General features: G+C 62.9%; 15 protein-coding genes. 10 read left to right on the plus strand and 5 right to left on the minus strand.

What is annotated here, in order from left to right:
- Positions 1-49: 49 nt before the first annotated feature.
- Positions 50-1,528 (plus strand): adenylate/guanylate cyclase domain-containing protein, encoded by a 1,479-nt coding sequence (locus tag ACN50D_RS18985; protein ID WP_003945952.1) that lies wholly within the window; start codon positions 50-52, stop codon positions 1,526-1,528.
- A 9-nt stretch (positions 1,529-1,537) separates the two neighbouring features.
- Complete coding sequence (locus tag ACN50D_RS18990) at positions 1,538-2,644, plus strand: TIGR00374 family protein (RefSeq protein ID WP_058039159.1); 1,107 nt, start codon at positions 1,538-1,540, stop codon at positions 2,642-2,644.
- Here the strand turns inward: ACN50D_RS18990 and ACN50D_RS18995 are convergent.
- The gene (locus ACN50D_RS18995; RefSeq protein ID WP_007734477.1) at positions 2,641-3,321 is read right to left on the minus strand and encodes a FadR/GntR family transcriptional regulator; all 681 of its coding nucleotides are present in this window, start codon (positions 3,319-3,321) and stop codon (positions 2,641-2,643) included. The genes ACN50D_RS18990 and ACN50D_RS18995 overlap by 4 nt on opposite strands.
- 163 nt (positions 3,322-3,484) lie before the next feature.
- Here ACN50D_RS18995 and ACN50D_RS19000 point away from each other — a divergent pair, with 163 nt between their 5' ends.
- From ACN50D_RS19000 to ACN50D_RS19015, 4 genes are all read left to right on the plus strand, one after another.
- Positions 3,485-5,221, plus strand: a complete 1,737-nt coding sequence (locus ACN50D_RS19000) for a 2-isopropylmalate synthase (protein WP_211921552.1) — start codon at positions 3,485-3,487, stop codon at positions 5,219-5,221.
- A 78-nt stretch (positions 5,222-5,299) separates the two neighbouring features.
- Positions 5,300-5,848: a YceI family protein gene (locus tag ACN50D_RS19005; protein ID WP_003945643.1), complete on the plus strand. Its 549-nt coding sequence runs from the start codon at positions 5,300-5,302 to the stop codon at positions 5,846-5,848.
- Positions 5,849-5,912: 64 nt separating this feature from the next.
- A complete protein-coding gene (locus ACN50D_RS19010) occupies positions 5,913-6,293 on the plus strand; it encodes a DUF3054 domain-containing protein (RefSeq protein WP_054826969.1) in 381 nt (126 codons plus the stop codon).
- A gap of 57 nt (positions 6,294-6,350) precedes the next feature.
- A complete protein-coding gene (locus ACN50D_RS19015; protein WP_003945468.1) occupies positions 6,351-7,823 on the plus strand; it encodes a peptide MFS transporter in 1,473 nt (490 codons plus the stop codon).
- 6 nt (positions 7,824-7,829) lie between these two features.
- Here the strand turns inward: ACN50D_RS19015 and ACN50D_RS19020 are convergent, their stop codons facing one another.
- The 3 genes from ACN50D_RS19020 to ACN50D_RS19030 all read right to left on the minus strand — a co-directional run bounded on the left by ACN50D_RS19020 (position 7,830) and on the right by ACN50D_RS19030 (position 12,202).
- On the minus strand, positions 7,830-8,567 hold the full coding sequence (locus ACN50D_RS19020) for a sulfite exporter TauE/SafE family protein (protein ID WP_003945554.1): 738 nt from the start codon (positions 8,565-8,567) through the stop codon (positions 7,830-7,832).
- Positions 8,568-8,597: 30 nt separating this feature from the next.
- Positions 8,598-10,277 (minus strand): NTF2-like N-terminal transpeptidase domain-containing protein, encoded by a 1,680-nt coding sequence (locus tag ACN50D_RS19025; protein WP_211921550.1) that lies wholly within the window; start codon positions 10,275-10,277, stop codon positions 8,598-8,600.
- Positions 10,278-10,384: 107 nt separating this feature from the next.
- Entirely contained in the window at positions 10,385-12,202 is a 1,818-nt protein-coding gene (locus ACN50D_RS19030; protein ID WP_211921548.1) for a penicillin-binding transpeptidase domain-containing protein, read from the minus strand.
- Positions 12,203-12,298: 96 nt separating this feature from the next.
- On the opposite strand from ACN50D_RS19030, the gene ACN50D_RS19035 reads away from it, so the two are divergent.
- From ACN50D_RS19035 to ACN50D_RS19050, 4 genes are all read left to right on the plus strand, one after another.
- The gene (locus tag ACN50D_RS19035; protein ID WP_020968571.1) at positions 12,299-12,853 is read left to right on the plus strand and encodes a hypothetical protein; all 555 of its coding nucleotides are present in this window, start codon (positions 12,299-12,301) and stop codon (positions 12,851-12,853) included.
- A 218-nt stretch (positions 12,854-13,071) separates the two neighbouring features.
- Entirely contained in the window at positions 13,072-14,673 is a 1,602-nt protein-coding gene (locus tag ACN50D_RS19040; protein WP_211921546.1) for an ABC-F family ATP-binding cassette domain-containing protein, read from the plus strand.
- Positions 14,674-14,724: 51 nt separating this feature from the next.
- Positions 14,725-15,264 (plus strand): hypothetical protein, encoded by a 540-nt coding sequence (locus tag ACN50D_RS19045; RefSeq protein WP_046378009.1) that lies wholly within the window; start codon positions 14,725-14,727, stop codon positions 15,262-15,264.
- 143 nt (positions 15,265-15,407) lie between these two features.
- Positions 15,408-16,178: an alpha/beta fold hydrolase gene (locus tag ACN50D_RS19050; RefSeq protein ID WP_024487536.1), complete on the plus strand. Its 771-nt coding sequence runs from the start codon at positions 15,408-15,410 to the stop codon at positions 16,176-16,178.
- An 18-nt stretch (positions 16,179-16,196) separates the two neighbouring features.
- Here the strand turns inward: ACN50D_RS19050 and ACN50D_RS19055 are convergent, their stop codons facing one another.
- Positions 16,197-18,275, minus strand: a complete 2,079-nt coding sequence (locus ACN50D_RS19055; RefSeq protein WP_211921635.1) for a heavy metal translocating P-type ATPase — start codon at positions 18,273-18,275, stop codon at positions 16,197-16,199.
- Positions 18,276-18,369: the final 94 nt, after the last annotated feature.

An 18,369-nucleotide genomic window follows, 5' to 3' on the forward strand; every position in this document is an offset into this window, starting at 1 on the left:
CTCATACAGAGCAATAGCGGTGACCATCCGCAGCCGGTGGCCCCTCTATATGCTCTCCATGCTCGCAGCCAATCTGATCGGCGCGGTACTGGTCTTTGCCTTCGTCCGGTACGGCGTGCCGATCCAGGAGTCCGACGCGATAGTTGCCGACCGGGTCCGCAACTTCGCGATCTTCGGCGTGTACCTGGCATTCGCCGGCGCCGTCAGCCTCACGGCGGCGGCGATGATGTTGAAGTCGGTCATTCGCTGGCGGCTGCGCGGGGGTCCACCGACGAGGTCCGAGCAGATGGCGGCACTGCACGCGCCGCTTCGCCAGGCCATCGTCCACCTGGTGCTGTGGATTCTGGGCGGCATCATCTTCGTGTTCCTGACCATCACCGAGATGCCCGGACTCGCGATCGCCGTGATCGTGACGGTCTGCATGGCCGCGACCACGACCTTCGGGTTCACCTACATGCTCGGTGAGCGCATTTTGCGTCCGGTCGCCGCCCAGGCCTTGAGCGAGGGCGAATTCGATCGGACCATGGCGCCTGGCGTCGGAACCCGGCTGGCGATGACCTGGGGTCTCGGCACGCTGATGCCCGTCGCAGGCATCATCTTGCTGTGCTCGACGCAGCTCACGACCGATCTCGAGTTCTCCCCCGACTCGCTCGCGTGGGCGATCCTGCTCATCTCGATCATGGCGATCGTGCAGGCCTTTGCGCTGTCGATGCTGACGGCTACCCAGATCTCCGATCCGATCCGCCAACTGCGACGCGCCATCGAGCGGGTGCAGCGCGGCGCCACCGACGTACGCGTCGAGGTGTTCGACGGCAGTGAGATCGGCCGGCTGCAGGTCGGCTTCAACCGCATGATGAAAGAGTCCGACGAGCGTCGTCTGCTGCGTGAGCTGTTCGGTCAGCACGTCGGCGAGGACGTGGCCCGGCGCGCGTTGAAGTTCGGTACCGAGCTGGGCGGCGAAACTCGATTCGTGGCAGTTCTGTTCGTCGACATGGTCGGATCCACCGGTGCCGCGGCCGAGCGCCCGCCGGGTGAAGTGGTCGAACTGCTCAACGAGTTCTTCCGTGTGGTCGTCGACGTCATCGATCGTCACCATGGTTTTGTCAACAAGTTCATGGGTGATGCGGCACTCGCCATCTTCGGTGCACCACTAGATCGGCCCGACGCTCCGACTGCGGCCTTGGCGGCGGCTCGCGAGCTGCGGTTCAAGCTCAACGACATCACCGGCCTCGACGTCGGAATCGGTGTGAGCGCGGGGCTCGCGGTCGCCGGCAACATCGGTGCTGCCGAACGTTTCGAGTACACCGTGATCGGTGATCCGGTCAACGAGGCGTCACGGCTCACCGAGCTCGCGAAACTTCGGCCCAGCCGGGTGCTGGCGTCGACGAGCGCGTTGTACTTCGCCGACGAAGAGGAACAGGCCGAGTGGGAACTCGGAGAGCAAGTCCAACTGCGTGGGCGCCGACGACTGACGCATCTGGCGTGGCCGGAAAAGTATCCAGAGGTCGATCCGGATCAAATTGGTTAGGGTGAGTCGATGGCTCAGCCTGGAAACACCCCACGGCGACTGAGACGACCACGCTCGCCCGTGGCCGAGACCAGTCGGGCCAGAGGGCGCTTCTGGTGGCTGAAGTGGGTGCTCGGGATAGCACTCATCGCCCTCCTGATAGTCGAAGGCGCATATCTCTGGCCCAGGCTAAGTGAGGCCTGGCGGGTCCTGACCGAAATCCATTGGGGTTGGGTGGCCGCGTGCGTCGCGGCCCAACTCATTTCACTCAGCGGTTACGCGTCCGTTCAACAACGTCTGCTCAATGCCGCTGGTGTGGTTGCCGGTCACCTCAAGAACCTCTCGGTCATCTATGCCAGTACGGCAATGGCGCTGACGTTGCCTGCGGGCCAGGTCTTCTCCACTGCGTTCACGTACAAGCAGACTCGAAAGTGGGGCGCTACACCGGTTGTCGCATCCTGGCAGTTGGCGATGTGCGGTGTCATCGCCGCGGCGACTCTGGCACTACTCGGCGCTACCGGCGCGGCGGCGTTCGGCACCAAGGTCAGCCCGGTGACGCTGACGATTTCGCTCGTCGGCATGGCAGCACTGTTTCTGGCGTTGCGATACATAGCCCAGAATCCCGGCAGCATCGAGCGCATCGGGCACCGAGTTCTGGCGCTGTACAACCGTTCTCGCAAGAACCCGACCGGGCGCGGTATGCACCGTTGGTCCGAAATCCTCAAGCAACTGGATTCGGTCGAGCTCAGCCGCACCGACTCGGTCATCGCATTCGGGTGGTCGGCCATCCATCGTGTCGCCGATGTCGCTTGTTTGGGTTTCGCATGCTGGGCGGTGGGCGCGGAACCCTCCTTCGCGGGGCTCCTGATTGCCTTTACCGCCGCCAAAGCAGTCGGCAGCATTCCGCTGCTGCCCGGCGGGCTGGGCTACGTGGACACCGCACTGATCACCGCGCTGACGATCGCCGGTGCCAGTGGAGCGCAGGCAATTGCGGCATGGTTTGTATATCGGATGGTCAGCTTCGTCGGGGTCGCTGTCGCCGGTTGGATCGTCTTCTTGATCACTTTCCGTGCAACCCACCACGAAGACCTCGAGATGGACCTCGAGTTCGAACGCCGCGAACAGCCGGGCGTCTAGCGTCGCAACGCTGCCGCCATGTCGTCGAGGTGTGCCCGGCTGATCCGTACGGCTGCCTCCGCGTCGCCGGCTTCGATGGCGTCCACCAACATTCGATGCTCGTCCGCATCGGGCTGGCTGTGGGGATGCAGGTCCAGAACCGCGATCAACTCGATCAACGCAGCCCGCAGACGCGGTACAAAGGTCTCGAAGAGTTCCGACAGCACGGGATTGTGTGCCGCGTCCACCACTGCTCGGTGGACGGCGATGTCGGCGTCGACGAACGCTGCGTCGCCAGAGTGCGCTGCGGCAGTTCTACCGTCGAGCGCTTGCCGCAGAGCCGCGACGTCAACGGCATCGCGCCGCTGCGCAGCGAGGCGAGCTGCTTCGATCTCGACCGCGTTGCGCACCTCGACGACGTGAAGGATCGCCTCGGCTTCGAGCACTCGGGGCCACTGATCCGGAGGCGTCGTACTCCGTAGGAAGACCCCGGCGCCCTGCCGCGATTCGAGCATGCCGAGGCCCGCGAGAGTCCGCACTGCTTCCCTGATAGTGGACCGCCCGATACCCAACTGCGCAGCAAGAGTGGTTTCACCTGGAAGTTTGGCGCCGACTTCCCATTCACCGCTCACGATCCGCGCGCGTAGCAACTCCGCGGCCTGGTCGGTGAGCAGCCGACGCTCGACGATCGGGGACACGTGAACTCCTCAGGTTGTCTGATAAGTAATTTCGTTCTAGTGTAGCCCGCATGGCTACAGGAGCACTCCTTCTCGACTGCCGCGGCGGGGCCTGAAAGACCGGCACCCCTCCGCGGGGTTTCGCCATGCCGGTCTCTCGACTCGACCGCAGGAGAAACCGAAGATGAGTACTACCCGCGCCAACCGCTGGAACAACCAGAAGCCGTCACCCATGCCGTCCGAGCGCTATCGCGCCGCGTGGGATCGCGTCGACATTCCGACTTTCGAGCGGACGTGGCCGTCCAATCGCACCACCGCGGCGCCCCTGTGGGTGCCCGTCGATCTGCGTGACGGCAACCAAGCCCTCGCAGAACCGATGGACCCCGAACGCAAGCGTCGAATGTTCGAACTGATGGTGGCAATCGGCTACAAGGAAATCGAGGTCGGCTACCCCTCCGCGAGTCAGACCGATTTCGATTTCGTTCGCGACCTGGTGCGCTTCGATCTCGTTCCCGACGACGTCACTATCGTCGTATTCACTGCCGCGCGTACGGATTTGATCGAACGGACGTATCAATCGATCGAGGGGCTGCCGAACGCGGTTGTCCACATGTACACGGCGACTGCGCCGACGTGGAGAAACGTCGTTCTCGGCAAGGAGCGAGAAGAGCTGCACGACATGATTTTCCGCGCCGCGCAAGACGTTGCTCGTGGCGGCGAAGGCCACGACGGCTGGCGATTCGAGTTCTCACCCGAGGTCTTCAACCTCACCGAACCCGACTACATCCTGCAGGTCTGCAACAGTCTCACCGAACTCTGGGACGCCAGTCCCGATCGCCCGGTCATCCACAACCTGCCTGCCACAGTCGAAATCGCCACCCCCAACATCTATGCCGATCAGATCGAATACATGCACCAGAATCTGGCCCGACGCGATTCGGTGATCCTCTCGGTCCACCCGCACAACGACCGCGGCACCGGCGTTGCGTGCGCCGAACTGGCAGTGCTGGCCGGCGCGCAGCGCGTCGAGGGATGCCTGTTCGGCAACGGCGAGCGGACGGGCAACGTCGACCTGGTCACACTGGGGCTGAATCTGCATGCACAGGGCGTCGATCCGGAAATCGACTTCTCCGACATCGACAAGATCCGTCGAACGGTGGAGTACTGCAACAGAATTCCCGTCCACGAACGCCACCCGTACGGCGGCGATCTCGTGTACACGGCATTTTCCGGAACCCACCAGGACGCGATCAAGAAGGGCTTCGCGCATCACTACGAGAGCGCGGAGGCTGCCGGCGTCGATCCGGGATCGGCGCCGTGGGCGGTCCCCTACCTGCCGATCGACCCCGCCGACGTCGGCCGCGACTACCAGGCGGTCATTCGTGTGAACAGCCAGTCGGGCAAGGGCGGAATCGCATATCTGCTGCAGACCGAGTACGGGGTCGAACTCCCCCGGCGCCTGCAGATCGACTTCGCCTCGCGGGTGCAGCTCGAAACCGACGACTCGGGCACCGAAATGACTGCCGACCAACTGTGGAAACTGCTGCTGCGCGAGTACGGGTACAACGGAGGAGTGCGTCGGTACTCACTGGAACACACCGCCGACGGTGATCAGTTGTTCGTTGCCATCGATCGCGACGGGCGCGAGGTCACCGCCGCGGCCAGTGCGTCCGGGCCAGTCGAGGCATTGAGCAAAATCCTGACCGAACAGGGCTCAGCCGTCGAGGTCGTCTCGCTCACCCAGCATTCACTGCCCCGCAACCCGAATTCTTCCGGGAGTGCGAATTCGGCAGTCACCATTGCAGAGTGCGTGGTGAACGCCGAAGGGCGCTGGGGCATTGCGGTGCATCAGTCGGTGACAGCGTCGGCGCTTCACGCGGTCTACGCCGCAAGCACAAACACTGTGATGCAGCTCACATGATCTTGCGGAAGGATTTCCTGGGGTCCATAGTTGAAGCTACAAGAACTTGAACATTCAACTACTTATTCAGGAGCTTCCATGACCACCGCAACCTTGCCCGCTTTGACCGCCGGAACCTGGGTCATCGACACCGTCCACTCCACTGTCGGATTCTCGGTTCGCCACCTCATGGTTTCCAAGGTTCGTGGAACGTTCGACGAGTTCTCCGGAACGATCACCGTTGCCGAAGACGGAACCCCCGCCGTCGAGGCCGAGATTTCCGTGGACTCCATCAACACCAAGAACGAGCAGCGCGACGGCCACATCAAGTCCGCTGACTTCTTCGACGTCGAGAAGTTCCCGAAGGCCACCTTCAAGTCCACCGCAGTGCGCTCCAAGGGCAGCGACTTCGTCCTCGCCGGCGACTTCACGCTCCACGGCGTCACCCGCGAGGTCGAGCTGAACCTCGAGTTCAACGGCGTCAACCCGGGCATGGGCCAGGGCCCCGTCGCCGGATTCGAGGCCACCACCGTCATCAACCGCAAGGACTTCGACATCTCCATCGAGATGCCCCTCGAAGGCGGCGGAGCAGTTGTCGGCGACAAGATCACGATCACCCTCGAGATCGAAGCCGGCCTCCAGGCCTAACAACACTGTGCGCCTTTATTAACCGCCCGCGGTTAATAAAGGCGCACAGTCGTATGGTGTGAGCGTGAAGAAGTACGCACTCCCCTTGATCCTCGACGTCGTTCTCGTCATCGTGTTCTGCGCGATCGGACGTCAGACACACGACGAGGAAAATGCGATCGCCGGTCTTGCAACGACTGCATGGCCGTTCCTGAGCGGGCTCCTGATCGGGTGGGCAGCAACGTACGCGCTCTATCGCGACAAGTTCGATGCCTATCTCGTGATCCCGACTGGAGTCATCGTCTGGCTCTCCACCGTCATATTGGGGATGGCTCTGCGCATAGGCGTCTCAGGGCACGAATTCAAGATCAGGTTTGTCATGGTCGCGACTCTCTCACTCGCGGTGTTCCTTCTCGGTTGGCGCGCACTCGCTCCGCTGGTAGTGAAAATCCGCACCAAGTCGTAACCAAACTCCACGGCTCGGAACCACCCGAAATGCCCGAGCACGTAGGACACTTTTCGGATGAGCAACACTACGGAGCCCGTCGAACGTAGCGAGAAGGAAGACCGGGGGTTCTTCGGCCAACCCTTTGCGCTGGCGAACCTGTTCGGCGTCGAGATGTGGGAGAGATTCTCCTTCTACGGGATGCAAGGCATCCTCATCTACTACCTGTACTACAGCGTCAGCGACGGCGGCCTCGGCATCAGCCAGGCGGCAGCGACCAGCATCGTCGGCGCGTACGGCGGCACCGTCTACCTGTCGACGATTCTCGGGGCGTGGGTGGCCGACCGACTGCTCGGCTCCGAGCGCACGCTCTTCTACAGTGCTTCGCTGGTGATGGCCGGCCACATCGCACTGTCGGTTCTTCCCGGCATGTGGGGTGTCGGCGTCGGCCTCGTCATGGTCGCCTTCGGCAGCGGCGGCTTGAAGGCCAATGCGACCTCTCTGGTCGGAGATCTCTATTCCGAACAGGATGTTCGCCGCGACGCCGGATTCTCCATCTTCTACATGGGCATCAACATCGGCGGTCTTGTCGGTCCGCTGCTCACCGGAGCCGTCCAGGACGCCTGGGGATTCCACGCCGGTTTTGCTCTCGCTGCCGTCGGCATGGCGCTCGGCCTGATCCAGTACACGCTGGGCCGCAAGCATCTTCACGGAATCGGTGCCGAACCCGGCAACCCGTTGCCCGCGGACAAGCGCGCACTCTACATCGGGATCGGCATTGCCGCGATCGTCGTCGTCGCGGTCGCCTCCGTCACCGGCTTGATCACGGCGGACAACATGTCCGACGTCGTTGTCGGACTCACGATCGTCGCGTCGGTCGGTTACTTCCTCCTCATGCTCACCAGCAAGAAGGTCACCAAGGTCGAACGCAGTCGAGTCTTTGCGTTCATCCCGATGTTCATCGCGAGCGCGGCCTTCTGGTCGCTGTTTCAGCAGCAGTTCACCACCGTGCCGGTGATCTCAGACAAGCTCCTGGACCGCAATCTCTTCGGTTGGGACTTCCCGCCGACGTGGGTGCAGTCGATCAATCCGGTGTTCATCATCATCTTTGCCGGTGTGTTCGCAGCGATGTGGACCAAACTCGGTGACCGTCAGCCGTCGTCGCCGATCAAGTTCGCGCTCGGTACCGGCACGATGGGTCTGGCGTTCCTGGCGTTCATCCCGATCACCGGGGGCGGACCGAACAGTGCACCGCTCCTCGGCCTTGCCGGTGTGCTTCTGCTCTTCACCTTCGCCGAACTCTTCCTGTCCCCCGTCGGCCTTTCCCTTGCAACCAAACTCGCGCCCGAGCATTTCCACACTCAGATGGTGGCGTTGTTCTTCTTGTCCGTTGCATTGGGTTCTTCGATGGCGGGAACCTTGGCCGGTTACTTCGACATCGACGACAGTCGCCCGTTCTTCCTGATCATCGGTTTCTCGTCGATCGGAATCGGAGTGATTCTTGCTCTTGCCTCGCCGTGGATCAAGAAGCTGATGCAGGGCGTGAAGTAGACGGGCTCACTTCACCCACAACCACAGAGCCAACACGAATCCCGCTATCGCTACTGCCACACGCAGTACCGATGGCGGGATTTTCTTGACGACGGGCGGGCCACACCAACCTCCGGCCAACGCGCCGAGCGCCATCGCCAACGCGGCCACCCAATGCACCTGTCCGGAGAAGGCGAAGATGAGTGCAGCCACAAGATTGGCGATGCCGAGAAAGAAACTCTTCAGGATCGTTGCACGCCACACCGTTTCGGAAGTGAGGATGAGCGTCGCAGCCAGGAAGATGACGCCGGCACCGGCACCGAAATAGCCCCCGTATACCGCGACGGCGAACAGTGCTGCGGAGTAGATTCCGGGGCGGTCACCGCCGCCGGACAACTCACGAATCTTCGGTTGCAGCAGCAGCGCGAGCGAGGCGAACACGACCATCGCCGGCACAACGGATTCGAACGAACCTTCCGGTGCCAGCCACAGGATGAGGGCACCGATGATGCCACCGGCCGCCGAATAGAGAGACCAGCGAACAAGTTTCGGACCGGTATCGGCAACTTCACGGGACGAGTTCGCCAACGCTCCGACGCCGACGGCCACCAACGCGACGGTATTGGTCATGTTCGCGCTGACCGGTGAGAGCCCGACGCTCAGCAGCGCCGGATACGAAACGATCGATGCAAGACCGGTGACAAAACCGACTAGACCGCTGAAGAATCCCGCTACGACGAGGAAAAGGAAATCGAGCAGGTTCACGAAACAGGAATCTACTCGCGGTGCCCGGTACTACTTGTCGGCAGGCTTGCCGAGTTCCTGGAAGAGCTTGTCCGTCATCTGCATTGCTCGATCACCGCCGTCGGCGTCTGCGACGAACACCGCGAACGCGAAGTCTCCGCGTGATCCGTAGAACCAGCGATCGTCACCGCTCGCTGCACCGGCCGCCATCATGTCCGGGTACCCAGCCAGTCCGCCGGCGCCTCGCATGGCGTCACGCAGACGATTGTTGACGTCGCCGGGCAATACCGTCGGCGTGACGTCGGCGGTAGCCGGTTGTCCGAAGACCATCATCGGCATCGGGGCACTGCCGCGGGCGATCGATGCCGCGAGCATCGCCATTCCGAACGGAGTTACCGTCGGTGTGCTCGCGTCGTTGGACGTCTTGTTGGCCATGACGTTGTTCATCGCCTGGTCCACGCCGGGGCGGTTCGCGGCAAGCACTGCTGTCTGCTGTTCGAGTCCCTGAATGTGGAAGCCGTTGCCGAGTCCGAGTTGCTGCCCGGTGTCGGCCAACTGCTCGGGTGACACGGCGCCGGGGTCGACGCCGTTCTGCATCGACGATGCGAGACGGACCAGATCGAGGGCGCCGCCGGCCGGGCGCAACCCGGTGAAGGCGATCGGGCCCTGTTCGATGGCCTGATTGTTCTGTGCGGCAGCCAGAATGGCGCCGTCCGACGGGCGGATCGCGACGATGGCCGCAGGAGTACCTGCACTGACGACAGCTTCGATCGCGGCGAGTTGAGCGTGCGAGTCGAGGGTCGCGGCGACGTCGGGGCCGGGAGGTCCCTGGAAGCCGGCTTGCTTGATCGGGAATCCGTTGGGCTCGACCAGATTGACCGCCCAGCCGGCGGTGGCGTCGCGATTGGCCTGCCACACCGTCCGCAGTGGGTCCAGCAACGGCGAGTTGATGCGACGGTCGGAGGCGATCAGCTTGGGTGTCTTGACCACGACGACACCGGGGATCGCAAAATCGCTTTCCAGGTAGGCGTAGTCGGGATCGCGGAGCAGTACGGCGGTGACGGGCTTGCCGGGGTTTGCGGCGAGGTCGGCCAACATCGACTCCGAAGTGACCAACGGTGCGACAGGTTCGAGCACCGTGGCGAGGCGACGAGTGGTGTCGACGGGGTCCGGCATGGTGGCCGGGTCGAGAGTGATCGCGTTGATGGTCTGCTCGTTCATGAGCAGGGTGCCGGTGCTGTCGACTACCTTCGGCGGCGCTGCGTCCGTGCGGGTGTACGAAACGGTGCGACCGTTGCCGAGGTCGGGGACGAGGACCGACGGGTCCCAGGACACACGCCAGCCGACCGACAGATCACGAACCTCACCCTGCGACTGGTAACTCCAGTCCTTGCCTTCGCCGAAGTTCCAAGACGCGTCGAGTGTGAAGAGTCCGGAGTCGCTACCCAGATCCATGACCTGAGCGACGTCGAAGTCGGTGGACTTGGCGGCCAGTCCGTCGAACATCTGCTGGATCGACGGCCGCGCCGCGTTGGGGTACGACGTGAGCGCCGCAGCAGCTTCGGCGTCGTGGTTGTTGAGGGCGGTGACGAAGTCCTCCACCACCGACGCGGCGTCGGTTTTCTTCTCCCCACCGATGACACACGACGCGAGCGCCACTGTCAGAACGACAGCAGTTATCGACGCAACGACATATTTTCCACGACGGTTGTGCTGTCCTCCGGGCCCCATGCATCTAACTCTTTACTTCTGTCACACGAGTAACAAGCACGGGATGCCTACGAACGTGTCACGGTTGAGCTACGACGGTGTGATCCAACTGCAACGGAAAACAGGTTTCAGCGCAGAAAAGTGCCCGCTACCTGCACTGCAGGCGAAGAGCTGTCCGCACCCGCGATGAATACCGCAAATGCGAGGTCTCCCTTGATTCCGACAAACCACCCATGTGCCGGGCCACCCTCGGTTTCGGCCGTGCCGGTCTTGCCGAGAAGCCCCGGAATGTCCTGCAACGACGTCGCCGTACCGCCCGTGACGGTCTCGCGCATCATCACCCGCAACTGTTCGGTCACCTCCGCGGGAGCCGGTGCAACGGTCTGATCTGCCACGCCGGGCTGTCCCTTGACCAACATCGGCGCGGGTGTCGTTCCGTTGGCGATCGAGGCCGCCACGAGAGCCATCCCGAAGGGCGTGGCGGTCACCGTGCCCTGTCCGATCGCGGACTCGACGCGTTCGGCGGGGGTGTTCGCGTCAGGGACGTTGCCCGTCACCGTCGTGAGTCCGGGGGTGACGTAGTCGACGCCGAGCCCGAACTGCAGCGCCGCTTTGTGCAAAGCATCGGCGGGCAGACCGACGGCCATCCTCGCCATTGTGGTGTTGCACGACTTCGCGAACGCGGTGTGCAGCGGAACCGATCCGAGGTCGAACTCGTCGTCGTTGGGAATCTGACGGCCCTCGATGTTCTCGGTACCCGGGCACGGCAGAACGGTGTCCGGTGTAGCGACGCCGGCTTGCAGGGCCGCGGACGTCGTCACGGTCTTGAACGTCGATCCCGGTGGGTACAGGCCGGTCAGAGCGATCGGGCCCTGTGCGTCGGCGGGGGCGTTCTGGGCCACCGCCAACACCGCTCCGGTCGACGGCTGCAGCGCAACGATCGCCGCCTGTTGTGTCACCCCGGCGAGCGCATTCTCGGCCGCGAGTTGCATCGGTCGGTCGATCGTTGTCGCGATGTTCGGAGCAACCGGCCCGTCTTGGCCGGCGACGGTGGTGACGGTTCCGTTCTGCTTCACCTGCTGTACCGCCCAGCCTGCGGATTTGTTCTGCCCCTCCTGCCACAGATCGGACAGCCCACTGAACGTCGGCGACGCCAAAGTTTTGTCCACCGAGAGCAACCGCGCTTGCGGCGCCAAGCTCACTCCGGGAATCGCCGCCAACCGCTCCTCGATCGGTGCAAGATCCTCGGCACGCAAAGTGATTGCGGTGACCGGCTTCCCGCTCGCCGACGCAAGGTCGCCGCTGAGCGATGCCGCCGTGATCGTCGGTGCGACGGGCGAGAGCAGGGCGGCCACAGCTGCGGTGTCCACCGGAGGAACCGCAGCGGAATCCAGATTGACCAGCGTCACCACCTGCTGCTCCATGATCGGCTGACCCGCCGCGTCCAGCACGGACGGCGGCGCACCGGTCGTGGGCGTGTAGCGCAGAGTGGTCGAGGAGGTCAGGTCCGGGGCCAGCAGCGCCGGGTCCCACTGGATCAGCCAGTTGTCCCCGCTTTTCGACGCGTTTCCCTGCGTCGAGTAGTTCCAGTCCTGACCTTCACCGAACTTCCACGCCGCATCGAGTGTGAACGTCCCCGCAGAATCACCGGACTCGGTGGCGTCGGAGACGGTGAATGTTCCCTCGTCCTTGCCCAGCCCGTCGATCAGAGCCGAAATCGCAGTCGAGGCCGCCGCCGGATCGGTGGTCAGGGCTGCCGCCGCTTGCACGTCATCCGACGTGAGCGCGGAGGCGAACTCCTCTGCCACTGATTTCGGCTGGTCAGGGCCAGAACTGCAGGCAACTACCGATCCTGCGGCCAATACCCCCAGAGCCACGGCAGCCACGGGACGACGGAAAGTTCGGAAGCTCTGACGAGCGTGTGAAAGGCGCACGACTCCGATCATGCCCGAATTTGTGGCGCCGGTTCGACTATCGGTGTAATCATGTAATCAGTGCAATAAACGCACGTCATGCTCCACCAGGTTTCCGAGGAGAACGCCATGAAGAACTCACAAAGCTCCGGCGACCGCAGGTTCGGCCGTCCCGGAGGTTGGCAACAAGCATCGGTTCCCGACGCGAGTGATGCGTCCGACTGGTTTGCCGGTCGACTTCCAGATGACTGGTTCACCGGGACCGCCGACGTCCAGGTCGACCGCGAAGAAATCGTCGTGATCGGTGAACTCCCGTCAGTCGACGGTGGCGAGGCCGCCGCGGACGGAAGGATCTCGCGCTTTCGTGAAACCACGCGCGCCGACCGGATGCGCATCGCCGACGAGGCCGAGGCTCGCTACGGACGCAAGGTCGCCTGGGGTGTACGCCTGGACGAAAAGACCGTCCTGTTCACACATCTCGCAGTTCCGGTGATGACACGACTACGTCAGCCCGAACGCAAGGTTCTCGACACCTTGGTGGACGCGGGAGTTGCTCGCTCGCGAGCGGACGCTCTCATGTGGACAGTCCGGTTGGCGGGCAAGCACAGCGAACAATGGCTCACGGAACTCCGAGAAGCAATGTCGAAGGTCGACGATCTTCGGTCCGAAGGCCCGAAAATCTGAGGACCAGAAAATCTCAGCACCGAACACTGACGAGACCGACAGCACAAATTAATTCGATTGCAGGGGACCACTCGAGTGTTCTAACCTGGAACACGAATCATTCCCGACAGAACAGGAAACGGGCCGTTGCTCCTCTAGAGGTTCATCACGCGAAGGCACTCGCACCCATCAGCAATTGCTGAGCCGGGCGCACAGTCCAAGCACCCTCTGGAGTACTCATGGCCCAATCCCATCCTTCTCTGTCGCTCTCGGATCTCACCTTCATCTGGCCGGACGGCGAATCAGTCTTTTCCCGCACCAATTTTGTATTCCCCAGTGGCCGTGTCGGTCTCGTGGGACTTAACGGATCGGGAAAGTCGACTCTGCTGCGATTGATCGCGGGAGAGCTCTCACCGGAATCCGGATCAGTAACCGCTTCCGGCGAGGTCGGCTACCTCCGTCAGGACATCACACTCGATCCGAGTGTTCGGGTGGACGGCATCCTCGGTATCCACGAACTACGAAACGCATTGCACCGCATCGAAACCGGAGACGGATCCGAGTCCGATTTTGCACTCGTGGACAACAACTGGGATATCGAGGAGAGCGCTCTCTCCACCTTGCATCGACTCGGCCTCGAGAAGGTAGTTCCGGATACCGCAGCATTGAGCCGAACCGTCGGCACCCTCTCCGGCGGAGAGACCGTCCTACTCGGCCTGACCGCAACGCTGCTGAAGAATCCGCAGGTGCTGCTCCTCGACGAGCCGACCAACAAGCTGGACCGCGACGCTCGATCACGAGTTCATGCTGCAGTCCAACAGTTTCCGGGAACCGTACTGATCGTCAGCCACGACCGGGAACTGCTCGACACCGCGGAGTACACGATCGAACTACGTCGGGGGGATCTACGCGTGTTCGGCGGCAACTACTCGCACTACCAGGAGGTCGTGACCGCTGAGCAGGAAAACGCACTCGCCACTGTTCGCGACGCCAAGGCCGATCTGGCGAAGCAGAGCCGCGAGCTGATCGACGCTCGAACAAAACTGGACCGACGTAAGCGCTATGGGCAGAAGATGTTCGAGAACAAGCGGGTCCCACTGATTATCGCGCAGGAACGAAAACGCCAAGCCCAAGTTTCGGCCGGAAAGCTGGCCCTCAACCATATCGGGAAGGTGGACGAGGCCAAGTCCGCCCTGTCGGAGGCAGAGGAACTCCTTCGAGACGATCGCGAGATTCGTCTGGATCTGCCTGCTACAGAGGTTCATCCGGGGCAGCAGGTTGCGCGGCTCGCCGAGGTGACGTTGCGGAGCGGCCAAGTGGTGTCGCTCCAGATCACCGGGCCGGAGCGGATTGCGCTACTGGGGCGCAATGGAATCGGCAAGACAACGTTGCTCGATGCACTCGCTGCGTCGACTCCGTTCGTAGCCTCTCGTGCGCTCCCCCAACGTCTCGACGTGTTCGACGAGGATCTCTCGGTGGCGGACAACGTCGCTTTGGCCGCGCCACATGCAACAGCCGAAGAAATTCGTGGGCAGTTGGCACGGTTCCTTTTCCGGGGAGCGGATTCCGACGTGTTGGCTTCTGCGCTCTCCGGCGGTGAACGATTGCGCGCGGCGTTAGCGACGATCCTTCTGGCCGAACCCGCGCCCCAGCTGCTTCTTCTCGACGAGCCGACCAACAACCTGGACCTACCGAGTCTCACCCACCTCACGCAGGCACTTTCCGATTTCCGCGGTGCCATGGTGGTGGTGAGTCACGATCTGCCGTTCCTGCGCGACATCGGCATAACGCGGTGGATCAGCATGGACGAGAATGGTATTCAGGACATCGATCCCGAGTAGGCCGACGGTTGACGCTATCGGTGCGAGACGGTCTGGCCTTACTGTGGGGCGATGTGCCTTCACCTCGACGCAACCGCCGCGCTGTCGATCGCAGGTTGGGTTCGCGAAGAACCTACTCGATCGGCCTCTGCCCCAGTTCCGCAACCGCTGGTCGGCGTTTGTGATCAACTCCTCGTGTGGGCGAGTTCGTTCTCCGTACTTGCCAGTTCCGACGACCAGGTGTGGTTTCTCTCGGCGGAGAACTATGCCGGTGGCGTTGGCGTCAGTGATGAGGCGTTTCCTTGGAATGCGTTCCGGCACGAGAGCCTGGCGGTCGCTTCCGGGCCGGCTGAGCGCGCGGCGATCAACGCCTTCTGGTCCACTCACCTCCCGGTTCTGCTGTCGGTACGCAATGGGTACGAGTACCTGGCGCTCGCACCGGACGGTCAGGTTGTCCGTGGGGGAGAGCCTGAGTTCGAGGAGGTCACCGTAGTTGCCACTGATTTCGAGGCTCTGCTTCGGGGCATAGCCGCAGGCGTCAGCACGGCAGACCCCTTCACCGATGCACTGCTTGGAACGGTGGGTACTGCCCGGCCGGGCAGTGACCGGTAGCTCTGAGGGAGGCCGAGTTGATTGCTCGACTGGTCGTGAAAGTTCACGGCATCCGCCGGAATGGCTCCGGACGACTACTCGAGTTCACGTGCGTAGTAACGGGCACCCATACTGGACGGGTGTTGCACGACGTGAGAAATCCGGTGGACGGTGCGCGGATCGCCTATCAGATCGTGGGCGATGGCCCACCCCTGTTGATGGTGCACGGCACAGCGTTGTCGCGCTCCATCTGGCGTGGCTTCGGGTACGTCAAGGCGCTCCAGGAACAGTATCGTCTGATCCTCGTCGACATGCGGGGTCACGGACGCAGTGACAAACCACACGACTCCGATTCGTATGCAATGGATCTGGTGGTCGGCGATCTCCTGGAGATCCTCGACACGGAGTCTCCGTTCGAACCGGCGCACGTCCTCGGATACTCGTTCGGCGGGCGCTCGGTGATGTCGCTGACTGTCGAGCACTCCGAACGGGTGCGATCGCTGACCGTCGGGGGCGGTAGTAGCCGACCGATGACGGGGGCGTTCGACGCATTGTTCTTCCCAGGCTGCATCGACGCACTCGAAAGCGGCGGTATCGAGGGGTTTCTGAGCGGTTGGGGCGCGAGGCGCGGCAAACCGGTGGATCCACAGACTGCGACTGCCTTTCGAATCAACGATGCCCTCGCACTCGCGGCCTACATGCGCCGGGCCGAGAAGGAGCAGGGCATCGACGACGCCGTGCTTCAACGGATCACCACACCGGCGTTGTTGTTCGTCGGATCGAGAGATCGCGAGCGCCTGCCGGATACCGAGCATCTCGCGTCGCTGATCCCGGACAGTGCCTTGACTGTGATCGAGGGGGCTGATCACGCGAGCGCAGTCGCGGACTCCGAAGCTGTGCTGCGTGCGCTCGTTCCGTTCCTGAGCCGACAGTAGTCCGCCTTCATCCGCTCACTACTGCGGTGTGAGCACTCTCGACTCGAACGCGGTCACCGGTGGTTGCCGCAAGTCCAAGCGTCGCAGCAACTGGGCATTCGCGGCAACGACCACAGTGGATACCGACATCAGGATTGCTCCGACCTCCATCGGCAGCACAAACCCGACGGGCGCCAGTACTCCCGCAGCGAGGGGAACCGAGATCGCGTTGTATCCCGCTGCCCACCAGAGGTTCTGAACCATCTTGCGGTAGGTGGCGCGGGACAGCTCGATGACCGAGCTCACCGAACGCGGATCATCGCTGGCCAGAACAACTCCCGCCGATGCGATCGCCACGTCGGTTCCGGCACCGATCGCGATACCCACATCCGCCTGGGCGAGTGCCGGCGCATCGTTGACCCCGTCACCGACCATCGCCACGCGGTGGCCCGCAGCCTGAAGCCGAGATACCTGCGCGCCCTTGTCCTGAGGAAGCACTTCGGCGAAAACTTCGTCGATCCCGAGCCTGCGAGCCACCGAATGGGCCACGGCCTCCGCGTCTCCGGTGACCATGGCCACTCGAACACCGCGAGCATGGAGGGCGTCGACGGCCAATGCTGATTCCGGGCGAATCTCGTCGGCCAATGCCAATGCGCCGATTACCTTCTCGTCACGCACTACATGCAGGATCGTCGACCCGTCACTGAGCCACTCTTCGGTCCCCGGGATCGCTGTGGCCCCGACCGATCTCAACATCCCCGGTCCGCCGACACCGACGCGTGAGCCGCCGACGTCCGCAGCAACCCCGATCCCGTTGTGCGCCTGAAAGACGGAACCCGAAGTGAATTCGAGCGACAACTCCCGCGCCGCTGCGACGACGGCGCGCCCGAGTGGATGTTCGCTGTCGAATTCGACGGCAGCTGCTGCGCTGAGAACTTCGTCGTCGGAGTACCCGTCGACGCCGCGCACACTGACCACTGCGGGCTCCCCCTTGGTGAGAGTGCCGGTCTTGTCGAAGAGAACGGTGTCTACGTTGCGCATCGCCTCGAGGGCCATGCGGTCGGTGATCAGAATCCCGGCCCGAGCTGCTCGTTCCGTCGCGATGGAGACGACCAGCGGAATCGCCAACCCGAGCGCGTGCGGGCAGGCGATCACCAGAACGGTGATCGTCCGGGTGACTGCGCTCTCCGGTGTGCCCCAGATACTCCAGGCGATCGCGGTCAGCACTGCCGCGCCCAGTGCGTACCAGAACAGCAGAGCAGCGGCCTTGTCCGCCAACACCTGAGCACGACTCGACGAGTTCTGCGCCTGTTCGACCAGGCGCCGAATACCGGCGAGCGCGGTGTCTTCTCCCACAGCGGTGACTCGAAGCCGAAGTGCCGAGTCGGTGGCTACGGTGCCGGCCACCACCTGATCTCCGACAGTCCGGCGGACGGTCTTCGACTCGCCCGTGATCATGGATTCGTCCATGTCGGCACTGCCCTCGACGACCGTTCCGTCCGAGGGAACGCGGGCGCCGGGACGAACTATCACCAGGTCGCCGGTGGCCAGAGCTGCGGTGGGCACGGTTTCCACCGACTCCCCCACCACCCGTTCGGCCTCGTCGGGCAGCAAAGCGGCAAGCGAATCCAAGGCGCTCGATGTCTGACTGAGCGAACGCATCTCGATCCAGTGACCCAACAACATGATCACGATCAGAAGCGCGAGCTCCCACCAGAAATCAAGAGTGTGATCCACCCAGTGCAGACTTGCAGCCCAAGAAGCGAAGAAGGCAACGGTGATGGCAAGTGCAATCAGAAGCATCATTCCGGGTTGCCGAGAACGTATTTCGGCGACAGCGCCGGTGAGGAACGGCTTGCCACCCCAGAAGTACATCACCGTGCCGAGTACCGGTGAGATCCATTCCACCAGAGAGTTTTCCGGCAGTGTGTACCCGACCAGATCAGCGAACATCGCGTCTGCCGCAACGACCGGAACCGCGATGACCAGCATGACTGCAAACAACGTCCGGAACTGTGCGACGTGATCCCCGTGACCACCGTGTGCCCCATGCTCCATCTGGCCATGGCTCATCTCGCTATGGTCCATCTGGCCATGGTCCATCTGGCCATGGTCCATCTGACTGTGATCCATGTGGCGGTCATCCCCTCGCGTGTGATTGCAGCACAGCACCGGTCAAGCCATCAGCCTCGAACGTATGCCCAGGTAGCCA

The organism is Rhodococcus sp. SB1D (assembly GCF_048573875.1).
Lineage (GTDB): Bacteria > Actinomycetota > Actinomycetes > Mycobacteriales > Mycobacteriaceae > Rhodococcus_F > Rhodococcus_F qingshengii.

Bases quoted from the DNA above. Each gene is read 5' to 3' on its own strand.
- ACN50D_RS19045 (WP_046378009.1), top strand. From the start codon at position 14,725: ATGTGCCTTCACCTCGACGCAACCGCCGCGCTGTCGATCGCAGGTTGG.
- ACN50D_RS18990 (WP_058039159.1), top strand. From the start codon at position 1,538: ATGGCTCAGCCTGGAAACACCCCACGGCGACTGAGACGACCACGCTCG.
- ACN50D_RS19055 (WP_211921635.1), bottom strand. From the start codon at position 18,275: ATGGACCATGGCCAGATGGACCATGGCCAGATGGACCATAGCGAGATG.
- ACN50D_RS19030 (WP_211921548.1), bottom strand. From the start codon at position 12,202: ATGATCGGAGTCGTGCGCCTTTCACACGCTCGTCAGAGCTTCCGAACT.
- ACN50D_RS19015 (WP_003945468.1), top strand. From the start codon at position 6,351: ATGAGCAACACTACGGAGCCCGTCGAACGTAGCGAGAAGGAAGACCGG.
- ACN50D_RS18985 (WP_003945952.1), top strand. From the start codon at position 50: ATGCTCTCCATGCTCGCAGCCAATCTGATCGGCGCGGTACTGGTCTTT.
- ACN50D_RS19025 (WP_211921550.1), bottom strand. From the start codon at position 10,277: ATGGGGCCCGGAGGACAGCACAACCGTCGTGGAAAATATGTCGTTGCG.
- ACN50D_RS19040 (WP_211921546.1), top strand. From the start codon at position 13,072: ATGGCCCAATCCCATCCTTCTCTGTCGCTCTCGGATCTCACCTTCATC.
- ACN50D_RS19000 (WP_211921552.1), top strand. From the start codon at position 3,485: ATGAGTACTACCCGCGCCAACCGCTGGAACAACCAGAAGCCGTCACCC.
- ACN50D_RS19005 (WP_003945643.1), top strand. From the start codon at position 5,300: ATGACCACCGCAACCTTGCCCGCTTTGACCGCCGGAACCTGGGTCATC.
- ACN50D_RS19035 (WP_020968571.1), top strand. From the start codon at position 12,299: ATGAAGAACTCACAAAGCTCCGGCGACCGCAGGTTCGGCCGTCCCGGA.